The organism is Actinoplanes sp. TFC3, assembly GCF_001553785.1.
Lineage (GTDB): Bacteria > Actinomycetota > Actinomycetes > Mycobacteriales > Micromonosporaceae > Actinoplanes.
This window is the reverse complement of the sequence record NZ_LOJP01000001.1, coordinates 2,857,898-2,878,165: the sequence shown is the minus strand read 5'-3', so window position 1 is coordinate 2,878,165 and position 20,268 is coordinate 2,857,898. Positions and strand designations below refer to the sequence as shown.

Annotated in this window: 12 protein-coding genes and 1 pseudogene; 6 read left to right on the top strand and 7 right to left on the bottom strand. The window is 69.4% G+C overall.

The window, feature by feature from the left end; all coding sequences use genetic code 11:
- The 3 genes and pseudogenes from TFC3_RS12735 to TFC3_RS12725 form a co-directional block, all read left to right on the top strand.
- Complete coding sequence (locus TFC3_RS12735; protein ID WP_067499429.1) at nucleotides 1–2,007, top strand: alpha/beta fold hydrolase; 2,007 nt, start codon at nucleotides 1–3, stop codon at nucleotides 2,005–2,007.
- Nucleotides 2,008–2,283: 276 nt separating this feature from the next.
- Complete coding sequence (locus tag TFC3_RS12730) at nucleotides 2,284–5,025, top strand: TIM-barrel domain-containing protein (protein ID WP_236718101.1); 2,742 nt, start codon at nucleotides 2,284–2,286, stop codon at nucleotides 5,023–5,025.
- A 195-nt stretch (nucleotides 5,026–5,220) separates the two neighbouring features.
- Nucleotides 5,221–5,541 (top strand): annotated as a pseudogene (locus TFC3_RS12725) (ClpP family protease); the annotation flags it as partial.
- Nucleotides 5,542–5,591: 50 nt separating this feature from the next.
- Here TFC3_RS12725 and TFC3_RS12720 read toward each other — a convergent pair.
- The gene (locus TFC3_RS12720; protein ID WP_067499425.1) at nucleotides 5,592–7,031 is read right to left on the bottom strand and encodes an amino acid permease; all 1,440 of its coding nucleotides are present in this window, start codon (nucleotides 7,029–7,031) and stop codon (nucleotides 5,592–5,594) included.
- A gap of 162 nt (nucleotides 7,032–7,193) precedes the next feature.
- Here TFC3_RS12720 and TFC3_RS12715 point away from each other — a divergent pair, with 162 nt between their 5' ends.
- Both TFC3_RS12715 and TFC3_RS12710 read left to right on the top strand, forming a co-directional pair.
- A complete protein-coding gene (locus TFC3_RS12715; RefSeq protein ID WP_067499423.1) occupies nucleotides 7,194–7,811 on the top strand; it encodes a flavodoxin family protein in 618 nt (205 codons plus the stop codon).
- A gap of 140 nt (nucleotides 7,812–7,951) precedes the next feature.
- Nucleotides 7,952–8,212 carry a hypothetical protein gene (locus TFC3_RS12710; protein ID WP_067499421.1) on the top strand — a complete coding sequence of 87 codons (261 nt, stop codon included), beginning with the start codon at nucleotides 7,952–7,954 and terminating at the stop codon, nucleotides 8,210–8,212.
- Nucleotides 8,213–8,265: 53 nt separating this feature from the next.
- On the opposite strand, the gene TFC3_RS12705 is transcribed toward TFC3_RS12710, so the two are convergent.
- The 5 genes from TFC3_RS12705 to TFC3_RS12685 form a co-directional block, all read right to left on the bottom strand.
- Nucleotides 8,266–9,864 carry an MFS transporter gene (locus tag TFC3_RS12705; RefSeq protein ID WP_067506541.1) on the bottom strand — a complete coding sequence of 533 codons (1,599 nt, stop codon included), beginning with the start codon at nucleotides 9,862–9,864 and terminating at the stop codon, nucleotides 8,266–8,268.
- 5 nt (nucleotides 9,865–9,869) lie between these two features.
- Nucleotides 9,870–10,688, bottom strand: a complete 819-nt coding sequence (locus TFC3_RS12700) for a carbohydrate ABC transporter permease (RefSeq protein WP_201787151.1) — start codon at nucleotides 10,686–10,688, stop codon at nucleotides 9,870–9,872.
- 2 nt (nucleotides 10,689–10,690) lie between these two features.
- A complete protein-coding gene (locus tag TFC3_RS12695) occupies nucleotides 10,691–11,590 on the bottom strand; it encodes a carbohydrate ABC transporter permease (RefSeq protein ID WP_067499417.1) in 900 nt (299 codons plus the stop codon).
- Nucleotides 11,591–11,592: 2 nt separating this feature from the next.
- The gene (locus tag TFC3_RS12690; protein ID WP_236718100.1) at nucleotides 11,593–12,897 is read right to left on the bottom strand and encodes an extracellular solute-binding protein; all 1,305 of its coding nucleotides are present in this window, start codon (nucleotides 12,895–12,897) and stop codon (nucleotides 11,593–11,595) included.
- Between the two features lie 206 nt (nucleotides 12,898–13,103).
- Entirely contained in the window at nucleotides 13,104–13,748 is a 645-nt protein-coding gene (locus TFC3_RS12685; RefSeq protein WP_067499413.1) for an AbfB domain-containing protein, read from the bottom strand.
- 214 nt (nucleotides 13,749–13,962) lie between these two features.
- On the opposite strand from TFC3_RS12685, the gene TFC3_RS12680 reads away from it, so the two are divergent.
- The gene (locus TFC3_RS12680) at nucleotides 13,963–14,766 is read left to right on the top strand and encodes a trypsin-like serine protease (protein ID WP_236718099.1); all 804 of its coding nucleotides are present in this window, start codon (nucleotides 13,963–13,965) and stop codon (nucleotides 14,764–14,766) included.
- On the opposite strand, the gene TFC3_RS12675 is transcribed toward TFC3_RS12680, so the two are convergent.
- A complete protein-coding gene (locus tag TFC3_RS12675) occupies nucleotides 14,732–20,194 on the bottom strand; it encodes a carboxyl transferase domain-containing protein (protein WP_067499411.1) in 5,463 nt (1,820 codons plus the stop codon). The genes TFC3_RS12680 and TFC3_RS12675 overlap by 35 nt on opposite strands.
- Between the last annotated feature and the right edge of the window lie 74 nt (nucleotides 20,195–20,268).

The following is a 20,268-nucleotide window of genomic DNA, read 5'->3' as shown; positions in this document are numbered from 1 at the left end:
GTGAGCCAAGAGCCTTTCGCAGACCTCGACGCGTACGTCGCCCTGCCCCGCATCGAGGGGCTGCGGCTGTCCCCGGGCGGTGACCTGCTGGTCATCGGCGCGGGCACACCTGAGCGCAAGAACGCTCGCTACGTCACCGCCTTGTGGGAGGTCGACCCCCAGGGGGAGCACCCGGCTCGCCGGGTGACGCGCAGCGAGCAGGGCGAGTCCTTGGCGGGTTTCACTGCGGCCGGCGATCTGCTGTTCGTCTCCACGCGCGACCAGCCCGGCAAGGACGCCGATGACGACCGGCGTGCGGCGCTGTGGCTGCAACCGGCCGGCGGCGGCGACGCCCGCGTGCTGGCCAGCCCGCGCGGCGGAGTGCGCGGCGTACAGGTCAGCGCATCCGGCCGGCTCGTGCTGGGCTCGGGCCTGCTGCCCTCGGCCAAGGACATGGCCGCCGACGAGGAGTTGCGGACCAGACGCAAGGACGGCGGCGTCTCGGCGATCCTGCACGAGGACGTTCCGGTGCGCTACTGGGACCACGATCTCGGCCCCGGCCGCACCCGGCTGCTCATCGCCGATCTGCCCGGCACCGACGCCGAACTCACGCTGCGTGACCTCACCGGCGATGCGGGCTGGGCGCTCAACGACATGTGCAGCTGGGACATCACCCCCGACGGTGCCACGGTGGTCAGCATGTGGGTGATCGGCGAGCCCGGCGGCGCCCAGCGGACCACCCTGGTGGCCATCGACGTGGCGTCCGGGCAGCGCCGCGTCCTCGCCGACGATCCCGGCCACGACTACGAAAACCCGCGGGTGTCCCCGGACGGCACCCGGGTCGCCGTCGTCGTCAGCAGCGAGACCAGCGCCGACGCCCCCGGCGACGGCTGGCTCAGCGTCATTCCGCTGGATGGCGGCGACGTCCACCCGCTGACCAGTTCCTGGGACCGGCTACCCGGATCGGTCGAATGGACCCCGGACAGCACCGCGCTCATCGTCACCGCCGACGACCAGGGCCGCTCCCCGCTGTGGCACGTGGATGCCACCACCGGCGAGGTGCGCCGGCTGACCGCTGACGACGGCGCGTACACCTCGATCGAGGTCGCCCCGGACGGCCGCTTCGTGTACGCGCTGCGCTCGGCCATCGACGCCCCGCCCGCCCCGGTGCGCGTCGCCTTGCCGGACGGCGAGCTGACGGTGCTGCCCGGCCCGGCCGACCCGATCACGGTTCCCGGGCGCCTGGAGGAGATCACGGCGACCGCGGCCGATGGCACCCCGCTGCGGGCCTGGCTCGCCCTGCCCGATATGGATACTCCGGCGCCGCTGCTGCTGTGGATCCACGGTGGTCCCCAGTCCTCCTGGAACGCCTGGCAATGGCGGTGGAACCCGTGGCTCGCCGTGGCGCGCGGATATGCCGTGCTGCTGCCCGACCCGGCGTTGTCCACCGGCTACGGCACCGAGTTCATCCGCCGCGGCTGGGGAGCGTGGGGCGACGCGCCGTACACCGACCTCCTGGCCATCACCGATGTGGCGCAAGCCCGACCCGACATCGACGCCAGCCGGGTGGGCGCGATGGGTGGCTCCTTCGGCGGCTACATGGCCAACTGGATCGCCGGCCACACCGACCGTTTCCAGGCCATCGTCAGCCACGCCTCGCTGTGGTCCCTGGAACCCTTCGTGGGCACCACCGACTATTCGTTCTACTGGGCCCGCGAACTGACCCGCGACATGGCCGCCGCCCACTCACCGCATCTGTCAGCCGCTGCCATCACCACGCCCATGCTGGTCATCCATGGCGACAAGGACTACCGCGTGCCGATCGCCGAGGGCCTGAGCCTCTGGTGGGCGCTCACGTCCGGCTGGACCAAGGACGAACCCAGCCCCCACAAGTTCCTCTACTTCCCCGACGAGAACCACTGGATCCTCAAACCCGGCAACATCAAGGTCTGGTACGAGACGGTGTTCAGCTTCCTCGCCCAGCACGTCCTGGGGGAGGAGTGGCGACGGCCCGAGCTGCTCGGGTGAGAGCGCCGCAGCGCTGACGCGGGCAGCCCAAGGCTCCCTTGTGCCCCCTGGCCTGGGCGCAGAAGGGACGAAAACGATCAAGGTAAGCATGGATATTGACAGCCGTAACCTAGCGGTGACACCGTTGTCACGTCTCTGACGCCCGCCCGTGCGTTCCGGCGGCTGTGCCGGGCAAACGGTGCGGTGCCGCTTCTCTGCGGGAGTGTGTGAATGTTCAGTAAGGTCCCTTTGCGGCGGTCGGCCGCCGCCGTGTCTGCCTTCCTCATGGTTGCGGGCGTGGCGGTCGGTTCCCCAGGTCAGGCCCTGGCTCGCCAGCGCGACGCCGGCTCCCAAGCGGTTGTCTCCGGAAATGCCCGCTTCGAGGTGCTCTCGCCGACGCTCATCCGCACCGAGTACGCCGGTGACAGCGAGTTCCTCGACGCCGGCACGTTCAATGTGGTCGGCCGCGACGAGTTCAAGCGCACCAAGTTCGAGCGGCGCACCGAGAACGGCTGGCTGACGCTCGAAACCAGCGCAGTCACGTTGCGCTACAAGGTTGGGTCGGGTCCGTTCACTGCGGACAACCTGACCGTCCGGTTGCACGCCGGCCAGCAGGTCGTCGACGCGGCTCCGTGGTCCGAGGCGGGCGCGAAGCTCTGCGACGTCGGCGTGCTCTGCGAGGCCGAAGAGCTCACCGTGCAGGGCGCCGGCCTGGCCAACGACCACACCGGCTACACCGGCCGGGGCTTCGCCGCCGGCTTCCAGGGCACCGGTGACTCGGTCAAGGGCCTGGTCACGGTGGCCGAGGCCGGTGACTACGTCATCACCACCAAATATGCGAACAGCACCGGTGGCGACGGCCAGAACACCACTCGCACGCTCACCGTCTCGGTGGATGGCAAGGCGTCCACGCTGACGCTGCCGCCGACCGCCAACTGGGACACCTGGGCCAACGCCGCAGTGCCGGTGACACTGAGCGCGGGCCAGCACGAGATCGCGATCCAGCGGACGGCCACCGACACCGGCAACATCAACCTGGACAGCCTCGCAATCCTGCGGCCGGGCCAGGCATACCCGCAGCCCACGCCGCGCGCCGCGCAGCCGTGTGCGTTCGGCACAATCTGTGAGGCCGATTCCGGCACGCCGGCCGGGGGAGCGCGCACGGCCAGCGACCACAACGGCTACTCGGGCACCGGGTTCCTGGCCGGGCTGGAGAGCACCAACGCCTCCGAGACCCTGCAGGTCACCGGGGTTCCCGCGGCGGGCACCTACCAGGTGCAGCTCCGCTACGCGAACGGCAAGGCCGGTGCTCAGCCGGTCCGCTCCCGCACGATGAGCGTGCAGGCCGGAACGGAGCAGGCTCAGGTGGTGACACTGCCGCCGACGAGCAGCTGGGATTACTGGCGCACGGTGTCCGTACCGGTGAAGCTTGCTGCTGGAAACAACACGCTGAAGCTCGGATGTCCGGATGCGGACAGCTGCAACGTCAACGTCGACACCGTGGCCGTGGCTGCACAGCCGGCGCCGCTGCTGGCCCCGCACGCGCCGCTCGGCGGTTACCGGCGTGGTCTTGACGGCGTCAACGGTTCCGGACCGACCTCGGCGGGCCTGCTCTACCAGGACGGCTGGTCGCTGCTCGACGACACCGCTTCGGCGCTGTGGGAGGAGGGCGACGACAACGTCGTTCAGCGCTCCAACCACGATGGCAAGCCCTACCAGGACGGCTACGTTTTCGCGTACGGCCAGAACTATGCTGTCGGCCTGAGCGACCTGTCCACGCTGACCGGTCCCACCATGGTGCTGCCCAAGTGGGCCTACGGCGTGTGGTACTCCGAGTACTACGACCGGACCGCCTCGGAGTTCCAGGCCATCGTCCAGCGCTTCAAGGACGAGAAGGTGCCGCTGGACACGCTGGTCATCGACACCGACTTCAAGTCGCCGGACAGGTGGAACGGCTGGGAGTTCGACCCCACCCGCTTCCCCGACCCCAAGGCGTTCTTCAAGTGGGCCAAGAAGCAGGATCTGCACACCCTGCTCAACATCCACCCGAGCATCCTCGGCTCGGACCCGGCGTTCCCGAGGGCTCAGGAGATCGCCAAGGGCAAGCTGCAGCGCACCGGCTGCAACAGCGGCCCGGACTGCTACGTGTTCGACTTCGGCGACCCCGACCAGATGAACGCGTACTTCTCGCTGCACGAGGCGATGGAGAAGCAGGGCGTTGACGCCTGGTGGCTCGACTGGTGCTGCGACAACTCGAAGTCGTCGCTGCAGGGCGTCACCCCGGACACCTGGATCAACAAGCAGTACGCCGACCGGCAGGACTTCGCGTTCTCCCGGGCCTACGGCTCGCTGCAGTCCGGCGGCTACGGCAACCCGGTGTCGGTGCCGACCGGCCCGTGGGCCGACAAGCGCACCACGCTGCACTTCACCGGCGACACCATCTCGACCTGGGAGTCGCTGCAGTTCCAGGTCGGCTACACCCCGGGCGAGTCGGTGGCGACCGGTCTGGCCTCGATCAGCCACGACATCGGCGGGCACACCGGTGGCCTGCAGGAGCCGGGTTCCGAGCCCGGCACCACCAAGCTGCCCGACGACCTGTACGCCCGGTGGGTGCAGTTGGGCACCTTCCAGCCGGTCGACCGGCTGCACTCCAACCACAGCGACCGGCTGCCCTGGCAGTACGGGCCGGCTGCGGAGGCTTCGGCGAAGAAGTTCCTGAACCTGCGCAAGGAGCTGCAGCCGTACACCTACAAGGCGGCCAAGCAGGCGAACAAGACCGGTGTGCCGATCGCCCGGCCGCTGTACCTGGCATACCCGGGGGAGCAGGACGCGTACGCGACGGCCGGCGCCGAGTACCTCTACGGCGACGACTACCTGGTGGCCCCGGTGACCACGCCGGGCGCCACGGCCGCCACGACGGTGTGGTTCCCGCCGGGTAACACCTGGAAGGATTACTTCACCGGCAAGACCTACGCCGGCGGCACCACTGCCGAGATCACCACGACGCTCGACACGATGCCGGTGTTCACCCGCGCCTGACAAAACCAGCGCTGGTTGCTCGCTGAGAACCCCGCCCGGGTGCACCACCCGGGCGGGGTTCTGTCATGTCAGCCCATGGTCGAGTTGGCGCCACCATCAATGGGGGACCTCGCACTACTGCACTGCAAAACCCGATGAAGCGTTCGAGACCGTGGCCGGGCAGATCAAGCGCATCTGGGCGGTGCGCAACCCGGCATCGGGCTGGCCTGCTCGATGGGCCAGTTCCTGCTCACCTCGAGCACGCCGGGCAAGCGCTACGCCCTGCCCCACACCCGGATCATGATGCACCAGGCCGCCGGTGGCATCGGCGGCACTGCTGCGGACATCACGATTCAGGCCGAGAACATGCTCTTCGTCAAGCGGCAGATGCACGAGCTCATCGCCCGGCACAGCGGCCGCCCGGTCGAGCAGATCGCCGAGGACTCCGACCGCGACCGCTGGTTCACCTCCGAGCAAGCCCGCGACTACGGACTGGTCGACGCCGTGATCACCGATGCCGCCGCGGTGCCCGCTTAAGAGATCAGCCTGCTGTGGCGGTGGCCGCCGAGTGCCGCCGCGGTGTCCGCTCACGTGGTCAGCTTGCTGTGGCTGCGGCCGTACGCGTAATAGACGATCAGGCCCGCCGCCATCCACAGCAGAAAGCGCAGCCAGGTCTCCACCGACAGGTTGGTCATGAGATAGAGGCAGGCCAGCGCCGAGAGGACGGGGATCACCGGCGACAGCGGCACCTTGAACGGGCGGGACAGTTCCGGGCGGGTGTGGCGCAGAACCGGCACGGCCACCGAGACGATGAGGAACGCGAACAGGGTGCCGATGCTGACCAGGTTCGCCAGCGAGGACAGCGGTACGAAGCCGGCCAGCAACGCCACGCCGATGGTGACCACGCTGGTGAGGCGGTACGGCGTGCCCCAGCGCGGGTGGACCGCGCCGACCGCAGGGGGCAGCAGACGGTCCCGGGACATGGCGAAACCGATGCGCCCGATCGCCACGATGTCCACCAGGATCACGCTGGTCAGCCCGGCCACCGCCGCGATCGACACCAGATGGGAGGCCCAATTGGCCCCGACCGCGCTGAACGCCGAAGCGATCGGGGCGCCGGGGTCGATCTGGCGGTAGTCGACCATGCCGACGACCACGAACGACACCGTCACGTAGAGCGCCGTGGAGATGCCGAGCGTGCCGAACAGCCCCAGGGCCAGATCGCGGCGGGGGTGCCGGGTCTCCTCAACGAGGTTGGCCACCGCCTCGAAGCCGGTGTACGCGAAGAACACCACGGCTGCAGCGGTCAGCACCCCGGCCACGCCGAACGCCGAAGGATCGATCCCGAACAGCAGCTGCGACAACGGCCGGGCCAAGCCGGCATTGTCATCCGTTGCGGGCTGGGCCGGCGGCACGAACGGCGAGAAGTTCGCCGCCTTGATGAAGAACAACCCGGCCACCACCACGAAAACGCAGATGGCAACCTTGATCGCGACCAGCGCATTGGTCACCCGCGACGACTGCCGGATGCCGATGGTGGCCACCGCCCCCAACACCAACGTGATCAGGACGGCGCCCACGTTCACCGTGCTCGACTCGCCAAAAATGGAGCCCGGCAAGCCGAACAACTCGGCCAGGTACCCCGACCACCCGCGAGCCACCACAGCGGCGCCCAGCGCGAACTCCAGCACCAGGTCCCACCCGATGATCCAGGCCACGACCTCACCCATGGTGGCGTAGGCATACGTGTAGGCGCTGCCCGCCGTAGGCACGCTGGAAGCCAGTTCGGCATAACAGAACGCAGCCAGCAAGCTGACCACCCCGGCCAGCACAAACGAAACAATGACCGCCGGCCCCGCATGATCGCGCGCCTCAACCCCGGTCAACGTGAAGATCCCCGTACCGATGACAATGCCAATGCCGAAGCCCATGAGGTCCAACGGCCCCAACCGCCGGCGCAGTCGCGGGCCGCCCCCACCCTCGTCATCACCCTGAGCCAGCACATCCTCAACAGGCTTCGTCCGCATGCCGCGCGCATACCCCAATCGCCTCCCGGCGAACGCGGGCAAGAAGGGGGCGCAGACGAGGAAGGTTGCTGAGGGCGCCTCGGCAGAACATCGCGGACCCGCGCCGCACCCAACCAGCCTGGTCAGCGGTTTGCGGCAGCTTGATCAGGGCAGAAGGGTCTTATGGCTGATTCCGGTACGCTCCGAGCCCTCGTTCTTGGCTGCTCCCTCAAGTCGACGTCGCAGGAGTCCAGCAGTGAGTTGCTGGGGCGTGAGTTGCTGGCCGCCCTTGCCGATCACGATGTTGCCGGGGAGGTGGTGCGGATTGCCGACCTGGGGGTCAAGTTCGGGGTCACCACCGACGAGGGTGACGGGGACGGCTGGCCTGCCGTACGGGAGAAGATCCTCGCTGCTCAGATCCTGGTGATTGCCACCCCGATCTGGATGGGTCAGCCGTCGAGCGTGGCCAAGGTGGTGCTGGAGCGGCTCGATGCCGAGATCTCCGAGACTGACGATCTGGGCAGACCTTCGATGTACGACAAAGTGGGCATCGTCGCGGTAGTGGGTAACGAGGACGGCGCGCATCACGTGTCCGCGGAAGTGTTCCAGGCGCTCAGCGATGTGGGCTTCAGCATCCCGGCCGGCGGCGTCACGTACTGGGTGGGCGAAGCCATGAGCGGCGTCGACTACAAGGACGCCAGCCCGAAGCCGGAAAGTACCGCGAGCACCACGAAGACCCTGGCCGCCAACGCCGCCCACCTCGCCCGCGTCCTGGCCGCCACGCCCTACCCGGCCTCCTGAAACGGCGGCACTCTTTCTCTTACCGGTTAGCACCCGGGTTACTACCGGTTGGCAATCAATCCGGCGCACGGTCGAAGTCCGGCTCCTAACCCCCTGGGAGACTTGACTTGTCTGACGGCGCTTTTCTCGGGTACCTCGCCATGCTGCTGCTCAGCGGCGCCACCTTTGTGGTGCTGGCCGCAGGTGGATTCGGCTTGCGGGTTGCCATGCGGGTCCTGATTGCTGCGTTCGCCGTGCTGTACTTCGGCTATGCCGTGTTCCTGGTGCTGTTCTTCGACGGCGGCGCTCTGCGGGTGTTTTATCTCGCGTTCCTGTTGCCGGTCGTCGCGGTGATCCGGACTGTCAAGGCCTGGCGCGAGTTGCAAGCCCGAGAGGGTACGCCGGGAGTGATGCGCTTCTGACACTCGCCGCGGCGTCCTGCCTTCGAGATCTCGGCGGCATGGCAGTCAGGGAGTCACCCCTCGGACCGGGCCGACAGCAGGTGCCGGATCACCGGCGTGCCCTCGGCCAGGCGCAGGGCTCGCTCCTCGACCTCCCGGTCCGATCCGGTCAGCCGCCCCTCGTGCTGGCGCACATGCTCATCCCAGCTGGGCACGACGTACGCCTCCACGAACCGCCCGGGATCAGCGCCGTCGCGGAACAATCCCCACCGCACCGCCCCGGTGCGCAGCCGTGTGCGCCGCACCCCTTCCATCGCCTCCACGAACACCGCTTCCCGTTCGGGGCTGACCTCGTAGGTCGCCGTGATCAGCACCGGGCCATGGCGGTCGGCCGGGTCGACCTGGACGTGCGGTTCGGGCCAGAAGACCGCCGGGTCGCGGTTCATGCCGGTGACGTCGCGCAGCGGCAGCCAGCGCAGAGTGACCACGCCGGCCAGCATCAGGGCGCCGGCCACCAGGTGGGCGGTGACCAGGCCGGCCGCGTCGGACAGCGCGCCCCAGGCGAGCGCTCCGGCGGCTTGGGCTCCGGCGAAGACCATCTGGTACACGCCGAGGCCGCGGGCGCGCACCCAGCCGGGCAGGAAGAGTTGCATGGAGGCGTTGATGTTGGACAGCACCATCACCCAGGCCACGCCGGAGGGCACAAGGGCCGCCACCACGGCGATCTCGGAGCGGCCCAGGGCCAGCACGATCAGCACCGCCGTGAAGACGAAGCCCGCGATCAACAGCAGCCGGTTCGGCGACCATCGTGCCCGCAGCTGGGGCAGCAGGATGGCGCCGGCGACCGCACCGACGCCGACGGCGCCGAGCAGCACGCCGTAGCCGCCGGAGCCCAAGCCGAGGCGGCGGCTGGCGACCAGCGGCAGCAAGGCCCACAATGCGCTGCCGGGAATCAGGAAGAGCCCGGCGCGTAGCAGGATGCGCCGGACGACGGGGGAGTGCCGCACGTAGCGTCCGCCGGAGCGTACTGCGGCGGCGAACTGTTCGGGGGCCGCGGAGCCGGCCGAAGTGGGGGAGCGCCAGCGCCAGAGCACGACCGCGAAGACGGCGAACGACACGGTGTTGAGGGCGAAGACCACCCCGACGCCGGTACGGGCGATCAGCACACCGGCCACCGCCGGACCGACCGCCCGGGCCAGGTTCATGCTGATGGCTCCGAGCGCGGAGGCCGACGCGAGCTGCGCGCGGGGCACCAGCTCGGGGATGATGGCCTGCCAGGCCGGGGCGGTCAGTGCCTGCCCGGCGCCCAGCACGAACGTCAGCGTGAGCAGCAGTGCGGGTGGCATGCGCTGAGCCAGGGTCAGCACGGTGAGCACGATCCCGGCGGCCACCAGGAAACCCTGCACGCCCATGAGCAGCCGGCGGCGGTCGAACGTGTCGGCCAGCGCGCCAGAAGGCAGCGCGAGTAGCACGATTGGCAGGGTGCTGGCGGTTTGCACGACGGCCACGAGGGTGTCCGTTCCGGACTGCTCGACCAGCAGCCACTGCGCACCAACGGTTTGCATCCAGGTACCGATGTTGCTCGCGAGCACGGCCAGCCACAGGCTGCGGAAGGCGGCGATGCGCAGTGGACCCCAAGCCGACGGCGCCGCGACCGGCGAGGTCTTTGACACGTCGATCACCCCTTGCGGCCCTGAGTTGCCACTCCTTCCACGAAATAACGCTGGCACGCAAAGAAAGCGACAATCATCGGTACGGTGGTCAGCACCGCACCGGCCAGCACGACTTCCCAGCGGGACTCGCCGGCTTGGCCGAACTGGTCGAGGATGGCCTTCATGCCGCGCGGCATCGTGAACAGCGCCGGGTCGCGCAGGTAGATCAGCGGGCGGAGCAGGTCCGACCAGCTTGCTCGCAGCTCGAACACGAACGAGACGATCAGCGCCGGTTTGCACAGGGGCACCGCGAGGCGCCAGAACAGCCGCCAGTACCCGGCGCCGTCGACCCGGGCGGCCTCGAACAGCTCGCGCGGCAGCCCCAGGAAGAACTGCCTGATCAGGAAGATGTAGAACGCGCTGCCGAACAGGTTCGTGGCCCAGAGCGGCACCTGCGTGGCGGCCAGGCCGAGTTCGTTCCAGATCAGGTAGGTCGGGATCATCGTCACCGCGCCGGGCAGCATCATGGTGCCCACGACCAGCGCGAACAGTGTGTTGCGGCCAGGGAAGCGGAAGTAGGCGAAGCCGAAGGCCACAATGGCGCTGGAGATCGTCACGGTTACCGCGGCGGCGAGGGCGACCACCACGCTGTTGACCAGCCAGGTCAGCACGGGGGCGGCCGACCAGATCGAGGCGTAGTTCTCCGGCGCCCAGTGGTGCGGGAGCAGCGCGTTGTCGAACACCTCGGGGCGCGGCTTGAGCGAGGCGCTGACCAGCCACAGGAACGGGTACAGGAACACCACCGAGGCCACGGCAAGCGCGACCCACCAGATCCAGCGCCGCATGCTCACTCGCTTTCGTAGTACACGAACCGCCGGCTGAGCCGCACCTGGACCAGCGTGATCACCACGATGACCAGGAACAACAACCAGGCCAGGGCGGAGGCGTAGCCCATCCTCAGGAACTGGAACGCCTCTTGGAAGAGGTAGACGACATAGAACAGCGCCGCGTCGTTGCCGTAGGTCTGCTGATTGGCGCTGCCGTAGAACGCCGTGTAGACCTCGTCGAAGGTCTGCACCCCGCTGATGGTGTTGATGATGAGCGTGAAAAACAACGAACCACTGATCATGGGTACGGTCACAGCCCGGAACCGCGCCCACGGTGAAGCGCCGTCCATCTCGGCCGCCTCGTACAGATCCCGGGGGACGTTCTGCAGGGCCGCCAGGTAGATGATCACTGTGCTGCCCAGGCTCCACAGGCTCATCAGCACGAGGCCGGGCTTGATCCACGGTCCATCGGTGGTCCAATCGGGGCCGTTCACGCCGGCGAACCCGAGCACCTTGCCGACCAGGCCGACCTGGCCGTTGAACAGCAGCAGGAACAGCACCCCCACGGCCACCTTGGGCGTCACGGTCGGCACGTAGAAAATGGTCCGGAAGATGCCCGCCGAACGCCGCCCGGCGCGGATCAGCACCAGAGCCAGCGCGAGCGATACCGCCATGGTCAGCGGCACGTGCAGCACCGTATAGATCAGCGTGTTGGCCATGCTCGTGCGCACCCGCGAATCGCTGAGCAGCTCGCGATAATTGTTCCCACCCACGAACTCGGTGCTGGTCAGCACGTCGTAGTCGGTCAGCGACAACACAAAGCTTGCCGCCATCGGACCGGCCATGAAAACCAGAAAACCGACGATCCAGGGCGAGAGGAAGCCGTACGCCGCCAAGCTCTCGCGCCGCCGCAGGCGCATCGTTACGAGCCGGCTCTGTCGAGGGCGGTCTGCGCTTCCTGCTGGGCCTGACTCAGCGCCTGAACCGGTGTTTGTTTGCCGTCGAGCACCCGATTCACCGCGTTCTGCCACGCGGCTTTGAATTCCTCACCGGCTGCCATGGCGGGCTCCGCCGTACCCGAATCCTGGGTTTGCAAAATGGTTTTCACGGCCGTGTCGAACTGCGGGTTGCCGCTGGGCTTGACCACGTCGCGGAAGATGACCTCGTCGGCTCTCTTGTTGCCGGTGAACACGCCGGCGAAGGGCTTGCCTGCGGCGGACCGGGCGGCGGCGCGGGCCTTGGCGGCAGCGATCCACGAGTCGCTGGCGGTCATCGTCTTGATCCACTTGCAGGCCAGCGCGGCGTGCGGACTTTTCGCCGGGATCGCCCACGCGTTACCGGTAACCCAGTTCACCGGCTGACCGTCCACACCTCGGAACGGCGCTACGGTGACCTTGACGGCGGGGGAGTTCTCGGCCAGTACGTTGAGATAGAAATCCTCCATCGGGAATGCGCCGAGCTGGCCTGCCGCGAACTCATTCCTGGCGCCGAAGAAATCGAAGGAGTCGCGGAACGACTTGAACGCCGACCATCCGCCCTGGGCCTTGATCAAGCTCACCGCGTACGCCAGAGCCTCAATGACGTCGGGGTTGGTCAGTTGGGCGGATCTGCCGTCAGCGCTCACCATTGCGGCGCCGTTCGCGCGCGCCCAGATCGGCAGGAATTCCGGCAGTTTCGGATCAAAGCCGATGCGCTGCAGCTTGTCGCCCTTGAGGGCGGTCAGCCGGGTGGCGGTGCCGGTCAGCGTCGTCCAGTCGGCGGTGGTGAAGCCCGCTGGATCCAGGCCCGCGCCCCGCAGCACCGCGTCGTTGATCATGAGAACGCGGTTGTTGAAGAAGTCGGGCAGGCCGTACAGCGTGCCGTTGAGCGTTGCCTCAGCCAGCGCAGCCTCGCGGAACTGGCCGGTGTCGACGTTCTCGCGCCGGACGCAATCGGTGAGCGGCATGAGCGCCTTCTTTGCCGCGTACGTGCCGAGCAGCCGCCGTTCCATGTACACCAGATCGGGTGGGCGCCCCGAGGCCACCGCGGACAGGAATTGCTGGGCGTTGAAGCTGCCTTCCGACGACGTCGCCTTGCTCGGAGCGATTGCGGCATTGGCCAGGTCGAAGCGCGTCTTTGCCGTCTCGTCACCGGTAGCGAAGCCCTGCATGCTCAACGTGGCGGCGCCACCGTCGTCGTCCTTGTCGCTCCCGCCCCCGCCGCACCCCGTGACCAGCGCCAAGAGCATTGCAGTGACTGTCGCGTGACGTAACGTTATGCCCATCCGCTCAATATAGAAGCAGATCGATGACGCTGCAGGTCGAGCGGGTCGAGCGGGTCGTGGGTCTGGGCGGGCGGAGCGCGGGCCGGGGCGAGCGCGGCTAGGTGCGCCTGTCTCGGCGGCGTACATGGCGCCGACCCGCAAGCTGAACTCCCGCAGGCAGCGAGCGGCGCTCAGGAACCCTCAGCCGACTTGATGCCGAAGGTGCTGTCGGCGGTGAACGTGGCCGAGTCGCCGGGTTCGTCGATGTAAAGCTCCGTGCCGCGCCGGTGGATGACGTGGTCCGGGTAGTTCTTGGAGCGGAGCCGCACCGCGCCGGCGGGTGTGCCGTCCTCGGGGCAGAACGTGGCGTCGTTGCGGAAGAGGTCGGCGTCCTCGGTGGCGTCGAAGCGGAGCCGGTAGTTGAAATGTCTCAGGTAGCGGCCGTCGTCCGTGCGTACCGAAAAACATTTGTCATCGGCAAGGCCCTTGACCACGTTCAGCGCCACCGGCTCGTTCTTGGTCAGCGCGGCGAAACCTTGCTTGGAGGTCAGGAAGGTGTCCGTCGCGTCTCGCGGAAAAATCAGCCAGGAACCGGGGGCCAGCCGGGTGGGTGCGGCCTTCGAGGGCGTGGCCGGCGACGGTGACGGGGAGGCCGAGGCTGTCGCAGCGGCGACCGGCTTGGTGGTGCCGGTGGTGGCTCGCCAGATCCAGTAGGCGAGCGCGAGCACCGCGATGATGGCGACGCTGACGCCGGCCGTGACCGCGGGATGCAGCCGGGTGAACAGACCCTGCCGCGGCTCTTTCGCATCGACGCCGCCGCGTCCGTACAGGGTCATCTGTTTCGCTCCTCACGAGAGAGCCCAAGGTGAAATGGGCCAAGGAGAGGCTACGCGAACACCTAGCGTGAACAGTTGTGTACTTGTCGCGGATTGCAGGGTCGTGACCGCGCTGCGTCTGACCCCCTTCCTGGACACCGGCTTCTGAAGCGTGGCGGTCCTATGCTGGCCTCGACCAGACATGCCTCGACATCTATCGAACAGGAGGCTCCTCGTGCGTCACAGAGGAACTCTCAGCTTGCTGGCCGGGTGCGTCACCGCGGTGCTCACAGCCGGGTTCACGCTGCTCGGCGCGGGCCCGGCGAACGCCATCGCCAACGGTGAGCCGGTCAAGGACGGGCGGTACCGGTTCGCGGTCAAGCTGACCATGACGGGTATCCCGGTGCTCGGCGGGGGCACCCGCAACAGCGCCTGCTCCGGCGCGCTGATCGCCCGGGACTGGGTGATCACCGCCGGGCACTGCTTCCGGGACGAGAACGGGGTGCGCGTCGAACGCCCGGTCGCCGCCTCCACGGTGGCCACGGTGGGCCGTACGGACCTGGTCACCGGCACCGGCGGGCACGACGTCGAGATCGTCGCCGTGCGCCAGTCGGCCACCGCGGACGTGGCGCTCGCCCGGCTCAGGACGCCGATCCGCGACATCCGGCCCGTCAAGCTGAGCGGGCGGGTCGCCAAGCCCGGCGAGGTACTGCGGCTCACCGGCTACGGCTCGCTGACCAGCACCAACCCGGTGCCCGCGACGCACCTGCAGACCGGCCTGCTCAAGGTCGAGTCGGTGCAGGACGCGACGCTCGGGGTGCGCGGGTTCGCCCCGCACCCCGACACCACGCCCTGCCCGTACGACTCCGGCGCACCCTATTTCCGCGAGCCCCGCTGGCGCGCACCCGAGCTGGTCGCGGTCGAGAGCAACGGTCCGAGCTGCCCGCACACCGCCATGGAAAGCCCGGCCCGCACCGACAACCTCGTCACGTGGATCCGCGGCATCATCCGGCCAGGCGGCCCTCGATCGCCTCGATGATCCGGGGGCGCAGCTCGGCGGCGCTGATCACGGCGTCGACCGAGCCGACCTCGACCGCGCGCTGAATGTTGTGCACCCGGTCGAACTCGGTGGCCACCTCGCCCAGCTTCTCGGCCCGTACGGAGGCCCGCAGCTCGTCGAGCTGGGCCGCCAGGGTCGCCCGGTCGGCGCCGGTGGCCGCCGCGACCTGAGCCTCCAGCTCCCGCACCCGCGGGTCGGCGGCGGTGCGGGCGTTGACATCACCGGCGAAGACCACAGCGGCGGCCGGGGCCCCACCGAGCACCGAGGCGAACGAACCCTCCAGCGCCAGCACCGTCATGTTCGGGTTGAGCGCCTTGGAGAAGACCACGAACGCGCCGCCGTGGTAGCGCGAGATCACGCAGAACACGATCGGGCCGCGGAAGTTGACGATCGCGCGGCCGATCTCGGCGCCGTACTCGAGCTGCAGTTTGCGCATCGACTCGGGGGAGCCGTCGAAGCCGGACAGGTTGGCCAGCACCACCAGCGGGCGGTTGCCGCTGGCCGCGTTGATCGCCCGGGCCGCCTTCTTCGACGAGCGCGGGAACAGCGTGCCGGCGGTGTAGGTGTCCGGCCCGTCGGTGGGCGGGAAGCCCCGGCGCGGCACGGGACGGGACTCGATACCGAGCAGGCACACCGGGATGCCGCCCAGGTGCACGTCCTGCACCGCTGCGGTTTCGGCGTCGGCCATCCCGGCCCAGCGCTCCAGCACCGGGTGATCCTGGTCGGACAGGGCACGCATGACCGTACGGATGTCGAAAGGCTTCTTTCGGTCGGGGTTGTGCGTGGCTGAGAAGATCTCGCCGACCGTGGTGAAGTCGCTGCCCTCGATGGTGTGCGGGAACGGCGAGATGTCGCGGCCGGCCGGGTCGGAGGTCTCGGCCCGGCGCGGCGACGACTCACCCGGGGCGACGTACGAGTGGTCGTAGTACGACATCAGCACGTCACGCGCGGCGGTCAGCGTCGGCGCCCAGTACTGCGCCTGACCGTTCGGGCCCATCACCCGGTCGTAGCCGCCGATGCCGAAGTTGTCCTCGGCCGACACACCGCCGGAGAAGTCCAGCGACTGCTTGCCGGTCAGCACCATCGCCGAGTCCGGGGTCATCACCAGGATGCCGCGGGTGTGCATGAGCATCGTGGCCTCGGCGTTCCAGTACGGCTGGGCACCCACGTTGATGCCCGCGACCACGATGTTGATCTCGCCGCCGTCCTGGGTGAACTCCACGATGCGCTTGAGCGCCGCGGCCACCCAGTCCATGTTCTCAGTGCCCGACTCCATCGAGATGCGCGCCCCGGCCGACAGCGCGTACCACTCCAGCGGCACCCGCAGCCGCTCGGCCAGGTCGAGCGCGGCGATCACCCGGCGGCACTCGGCCTCGCTCAGCGCACCCAGCGACTTGGTCGGGTCACCCAGCAGCACCACGCGGGTGACGCCCTGCGGGTGCCGCGACGTCGGGGTGGTGACGACGCCGGCCACGATGGCCGCGGAATTGCGACCCTTCGGGCGATCGACCGGGACCAGCGTGTGCGTGTCGTCCAGGTCGTGTTCGGTGAAGTCTCCGAGCAGACCGGTCAGCTCGTACGGATACACGGTGTTGCGGGCCGCCGCACGAAGAACCTTCAGCCGGTACGCATCCAGCGGCTCGACCGTTTCGGCGCTCAGCTCGCCAAAGGTGACCTTCGCGCCCCCGGTGACGCCGAGCGAGATCCGGACCGAGGTCTTGACCAGCTCGCCGGTCTGCTCGTCGCGGCGGCGGGCGATGAACTCGATCTCCTCGAGCCCGGCGCCGGCGGTGGTCGGCAGCACCCGCTCGGCGATCATCTCCACCTCGGCGTCGGTGATCGCGATGGGCGGCCACACGTACAGCACGATGCGGTTGGTGTTGAACCGGTTCTTCGACGCCCGCTGCGACTGGGCCCGCCGCAGCGAGTCGAGGCAGGTGGCGATGATGTCCTCGGCGGTCGGCAGCGCCACCAGCCGCCCGTTGTCGTCGCGCAGCTCGGTCAGGTCACGCACCTGGGCGAACGCCACGAGCCGGTCGTCGGCCGGGTTCTCGCGGGCCACACAGCGGAACAGGTAGACCTCCTCGTCCGCGGCGGGCAGCCGGGTGAGGTCGAACTTGCTCAGCCGTTCCAGCTGCATCCGCTCGGCGATGTACGGGTGCAGGCTGCGGATCAGCCGGTCCTCGCTCAGCGCCGCGCCGGAGGGCCGGAACGTGAAGTGGTGGTGCATGACCGAGCCGCCGCGACCGGCGACCGTGGCAGTGACCCGGCGCACCTGCGCGGGCAGCGGCTGGGCGCTGATCACCTCGCTGAGCGCGGCGGCCATCGCTTCGGAGTCCTCCGACTGCGTCTCCCAGGCCACATAGATGTCGGCGTCCACCGGGTCCTCCCCGGTCGCCAGCTCGGCCAGCCCGCGCAGCGCGGCGCTGAGCGCGTCGAAGCTCACCGCTGCCGACACGACCTGAGAGCCGACTCGCTGGGCGACCACGAAGGTGCTGCCCGCGGCCTCGCGCAAGGCGATGCCGGTGATGCCCTTGTTGCCGTAGTAGCGGCGGGTGAGCACCTCCAGCATGACCGTGTTGTCCAGCTCGGTGCGGGTGAGCCGCTGACCCAGCAGCCGGACCAGCGGCTCGGTGCTGCGGACCATCTCGGCGATGCGCTCGCCGCGGTCCGGGGCGTCCGGGTGCTCGTCGAGGTGGCGCAGGTGGCGACGGATGCCGGCGTAGACCACGGCGCGGTTGCGGCGCAGCAGTGGCTGGGCGAACCAGGCGAACACCACGCCGCGGGCCAGGTCGGCGACCACCGGGAAGCGCACCTGGGTGGTGGCGATCAGCCGTTCCAGGGCCAGGCCGACCGATTCGCGCAGCGCGTCCTCCGGCGGCGGCTCCTGCAGCCACACCCGTAGCAGCGCGGTGACGACCTTGACGTCGGCCGAGGCGCGCTGCTGGGCCAGGAAGATGCGGAACACTGCCGCTTCCAGCTCGGGCGTGCGCTCCACCTCGGTGACGCCGTAGTGCCGCAGCACCTTGGCGAGCTTGGCCTGGAAGGACGCGGGCAGACCGGCCCGATCAACGTCGAGGCTTTGCAGGTACGTGTGGAAGTGCTCGCGGGCGCTGTGCACCCGGGTGTCGCTGCCACCGTCCTCACCCGCGGGCCGGTTGCGGCTCAGCTCGGCGAGGTCGGCGAACACCGCGAGCAGGTCCAGCTCCTCGGCCAGCGGGCGGCGCCCGTCCTCAGCCGCGCGGCGCCGCGCGCCCAGGTAACCGGCCAGCACCCGCTGTTCGTCGTGCGGGTCGACGTCGTAGCCCAGCAGCAGGCTGCTCAGGTCGCCGATCCCGCGGGTCAGCTGCTCCTGCACCGGGCTCTGCTGCGGGCCCTGGGGCAGGTCAAGTTCGATGGCCCCGGTGTCGGCGGCCTCCTCGGCCTGGGTGTCGTCGGCCAGCGGCTCCAGGCGCAGCAGCGGCGCGCCCGACTCGACCTGGCTGCCCACCGCCACTGTCAGTTCCTTCAGCCGGGCCCGGAACGGCGCCCGCAGGACGTTTTCCATCTTCATGGCTTCGAGCACGAGCACCGGCGCGCCCGCCTCGACCTCGGCTCCGACGGCCAGCGGGGTGGCCACGACCAGCGCCGGCATGGGCGAGCGCAGCACGCCGCCCTCGTCGCGGCTGACCCGGTGGGTCACGCCGTCGACCTCAACCAGGTGGATCGGGCCGTGCGTGCCGGTCAGCAGCCGGAACCGCTCGCCGTTGACGGTGATCTGCCCGGCGTAGGCATCGAAGCGGTCGAGCTCGACGTCGGCGGTGCGCGTGTCGCTGCCCGATTCGATGCCGACGCGGAAGCGGTGCGCGCCCACGCGGGCCACCCGCAGGCGGTAGCTGGCGCCGCGCAGCTTGAGGTCGAGCGGCCGGCCGCTGCGGTGCTGCACCTGGGGGCGCCCGCCGAACGCGGTGGAGAGCAGGCGCTGACGTTCGGCGCGTTCCTCCTCCTCGTAGGCCTCGATGGCGGCGGCGGCCAGCGCGACGGCCGAGTGGCGGTGCAGGACCAGCCGGCCCTCGCCGCGGACCCGGTCGATCCAGCCGGTGTCGGCGCTGCCGTCGATGACCTCGGGCTGGTCGAGCAGGTCGAGCACGAAGCTCTTGTTGGTGGCGCCGCCCTCGATGATGACGGTGGTCCCGGCCATCGCCCGGCGCAGGCGCCCGAGGGCCTCGGTGCGGTCCCGGCCGTACGCGATGATCTTGGCGATCATGGAGTCGAAGTCGGCGGGGATCGTGTCGCCCTCGCTGACCCCGGTGTCGACCCGGATGCCCGGGCCGGCCGGCAGGTCGAGGCGCACGATCCGCCCCGGTGACGGCGCGAAGTCACGGTCGGGGTCCTCGGCGTTGAGCCGCGCCTCGATGGCGTGCCCGCGCTCGGCCGGCGCGCTGCCCTCCAGCCTGCCGCCCGAGGCCACGTGCAGCTGGGTCTTGACCAGGTCGAACCCGGTGGTCGACTCGGTGATCGGGTGCTCGACCTGCAGCCGGGTGTTGACCTCGAGGAAGGCGAGCAGGTCGTCGCCGGGGTGGTAGAGGAACTCCACGGTCGCCGCGCCGCAGTAGCCGACCTTGACGGCCAGCCGCTCGGCCGAGGCCTTGAGCTCGCCGACCCGGGCCGGGGGTAGCACCGGGGACGCCGACTCCTCGATGACCTTCTGGTTGCGCCGCTGCACCGAGCAGTCGCGCACGCCCAGTGCCCAGGCTGTCTCACCGTCCGCGATGACCTGCACCTCGACGTGCCGCGCGCCGGTGACCAGGCGCTCCAGGAACACCACGCCGCTGCCGAACGCGCGGGCGGCCTCCTGGCTGGTGCGCTCGTACGCGTCGTCGAGCTCGTCCACGCTGCGGATCACCCGGATGCCGCGCCCGCCGCCGCCGGCCGTCGCCTTGAGCATCAACGGGTAGCCGATCTGCGCGGCGGCTGCCCGGGCGGCCTCCAGCGTCTCGACGGCACCGCGGCTCCACGGCGCGACCGGCACGCCGACCTCCTCGGCGATCAGCTTTGCGCCGATCTTGTCGCCGAGCTTGCGCATGGCCTCCGGGCTCGGGCCCACGAAGGTGACGCCGACGCGCTCGCACAGCTCGGCGAACGCCGGGTCCTCGGCGACGAAGCCCCAGCCCACCCACGCGGCGTCCGCGCCGGTCTCGACCAGCGCCCGTTCCAGCGTCTTGAGGTCCAGGTAGGGCCGGGCCGATGCCGGTCCCAGGTCGTAGGACAGGTCGGCCTCGCGCACGAAGGTGGCGGTGCGGTCGACGTCGGTGTACAAGGCGACGGTTTCGATGTGCGCGCCGGTCTCCGCGGCGAGATCCCGTACGGCGTGAATGAGCCGCATGGCGGCCTCACCACGGTTGACGATGGCGACACGGCTGAACACGGTCGGCAGACCTCTCTCCGGTGAGCAGATGGGCGTCCGCCCCCACTTTTCCTTCTCCGGGTCGGCAGCGCCAT

What these genes read in the sequence shown, in the direction of transcription:
- TFC3_RS12720 (WP_067499425.1), bottom strand. Translation starts at nt 7,031, where the DNA reads ATGCGGACGAAGCCTGTTGAGGATGTGCTGGCTCAGGGTGATGACGAG.
- TFC3_RS12715 (WP_067499423.1), top strand. Translation starts at nt 7,194, where the DNA reads ATGGCTGATTCCGGTACGCTCCGAGCCCTCGTTCTTGGCTGCTCCCTC.
- TFC3_RS12710 (WP_067499421.1), top strand. Translation starts at nt 7,952, where the DNA reads ATGCTGCTGCTCAGCGGCGCCACCTTTGTGGTGCTGGCCGCAGGTGGA.
- TFC3_RS12700 (WP_201787151.1), bottom strand. Translation starts at nt 10,688, where the DNA reads ATGCGGCGCTGGATCTGGTGGGTCGCGCTTGCCGTGGCCTCGGTGGTG.
- TFC3_RS12695 (WP_067499417.1), bottom strand. Translation starts at nt 11,590, where the DNA reads ATGCGCCTGCGGCGGCGCGAGAGCTTGGCGGCGTACGGCTTCCTCTCG.
- TFC3_RS12690 (WP_236718100.1), bottom strand. Translation starts at nt 12,897, where the DNA reads ATGCTCTTGGCGCTGGTCACGGGGTGCGGCGGGGGCGGGAGCGACAAG.
- TFC3_RS12685 (WP_067499413.1), bottom strand. Translation starts at nt 13,748, where the DNA reads ATGACCCTGTACGGACGCGGCGGCGTCGATGCGAAAGAGCCGCGGCAG.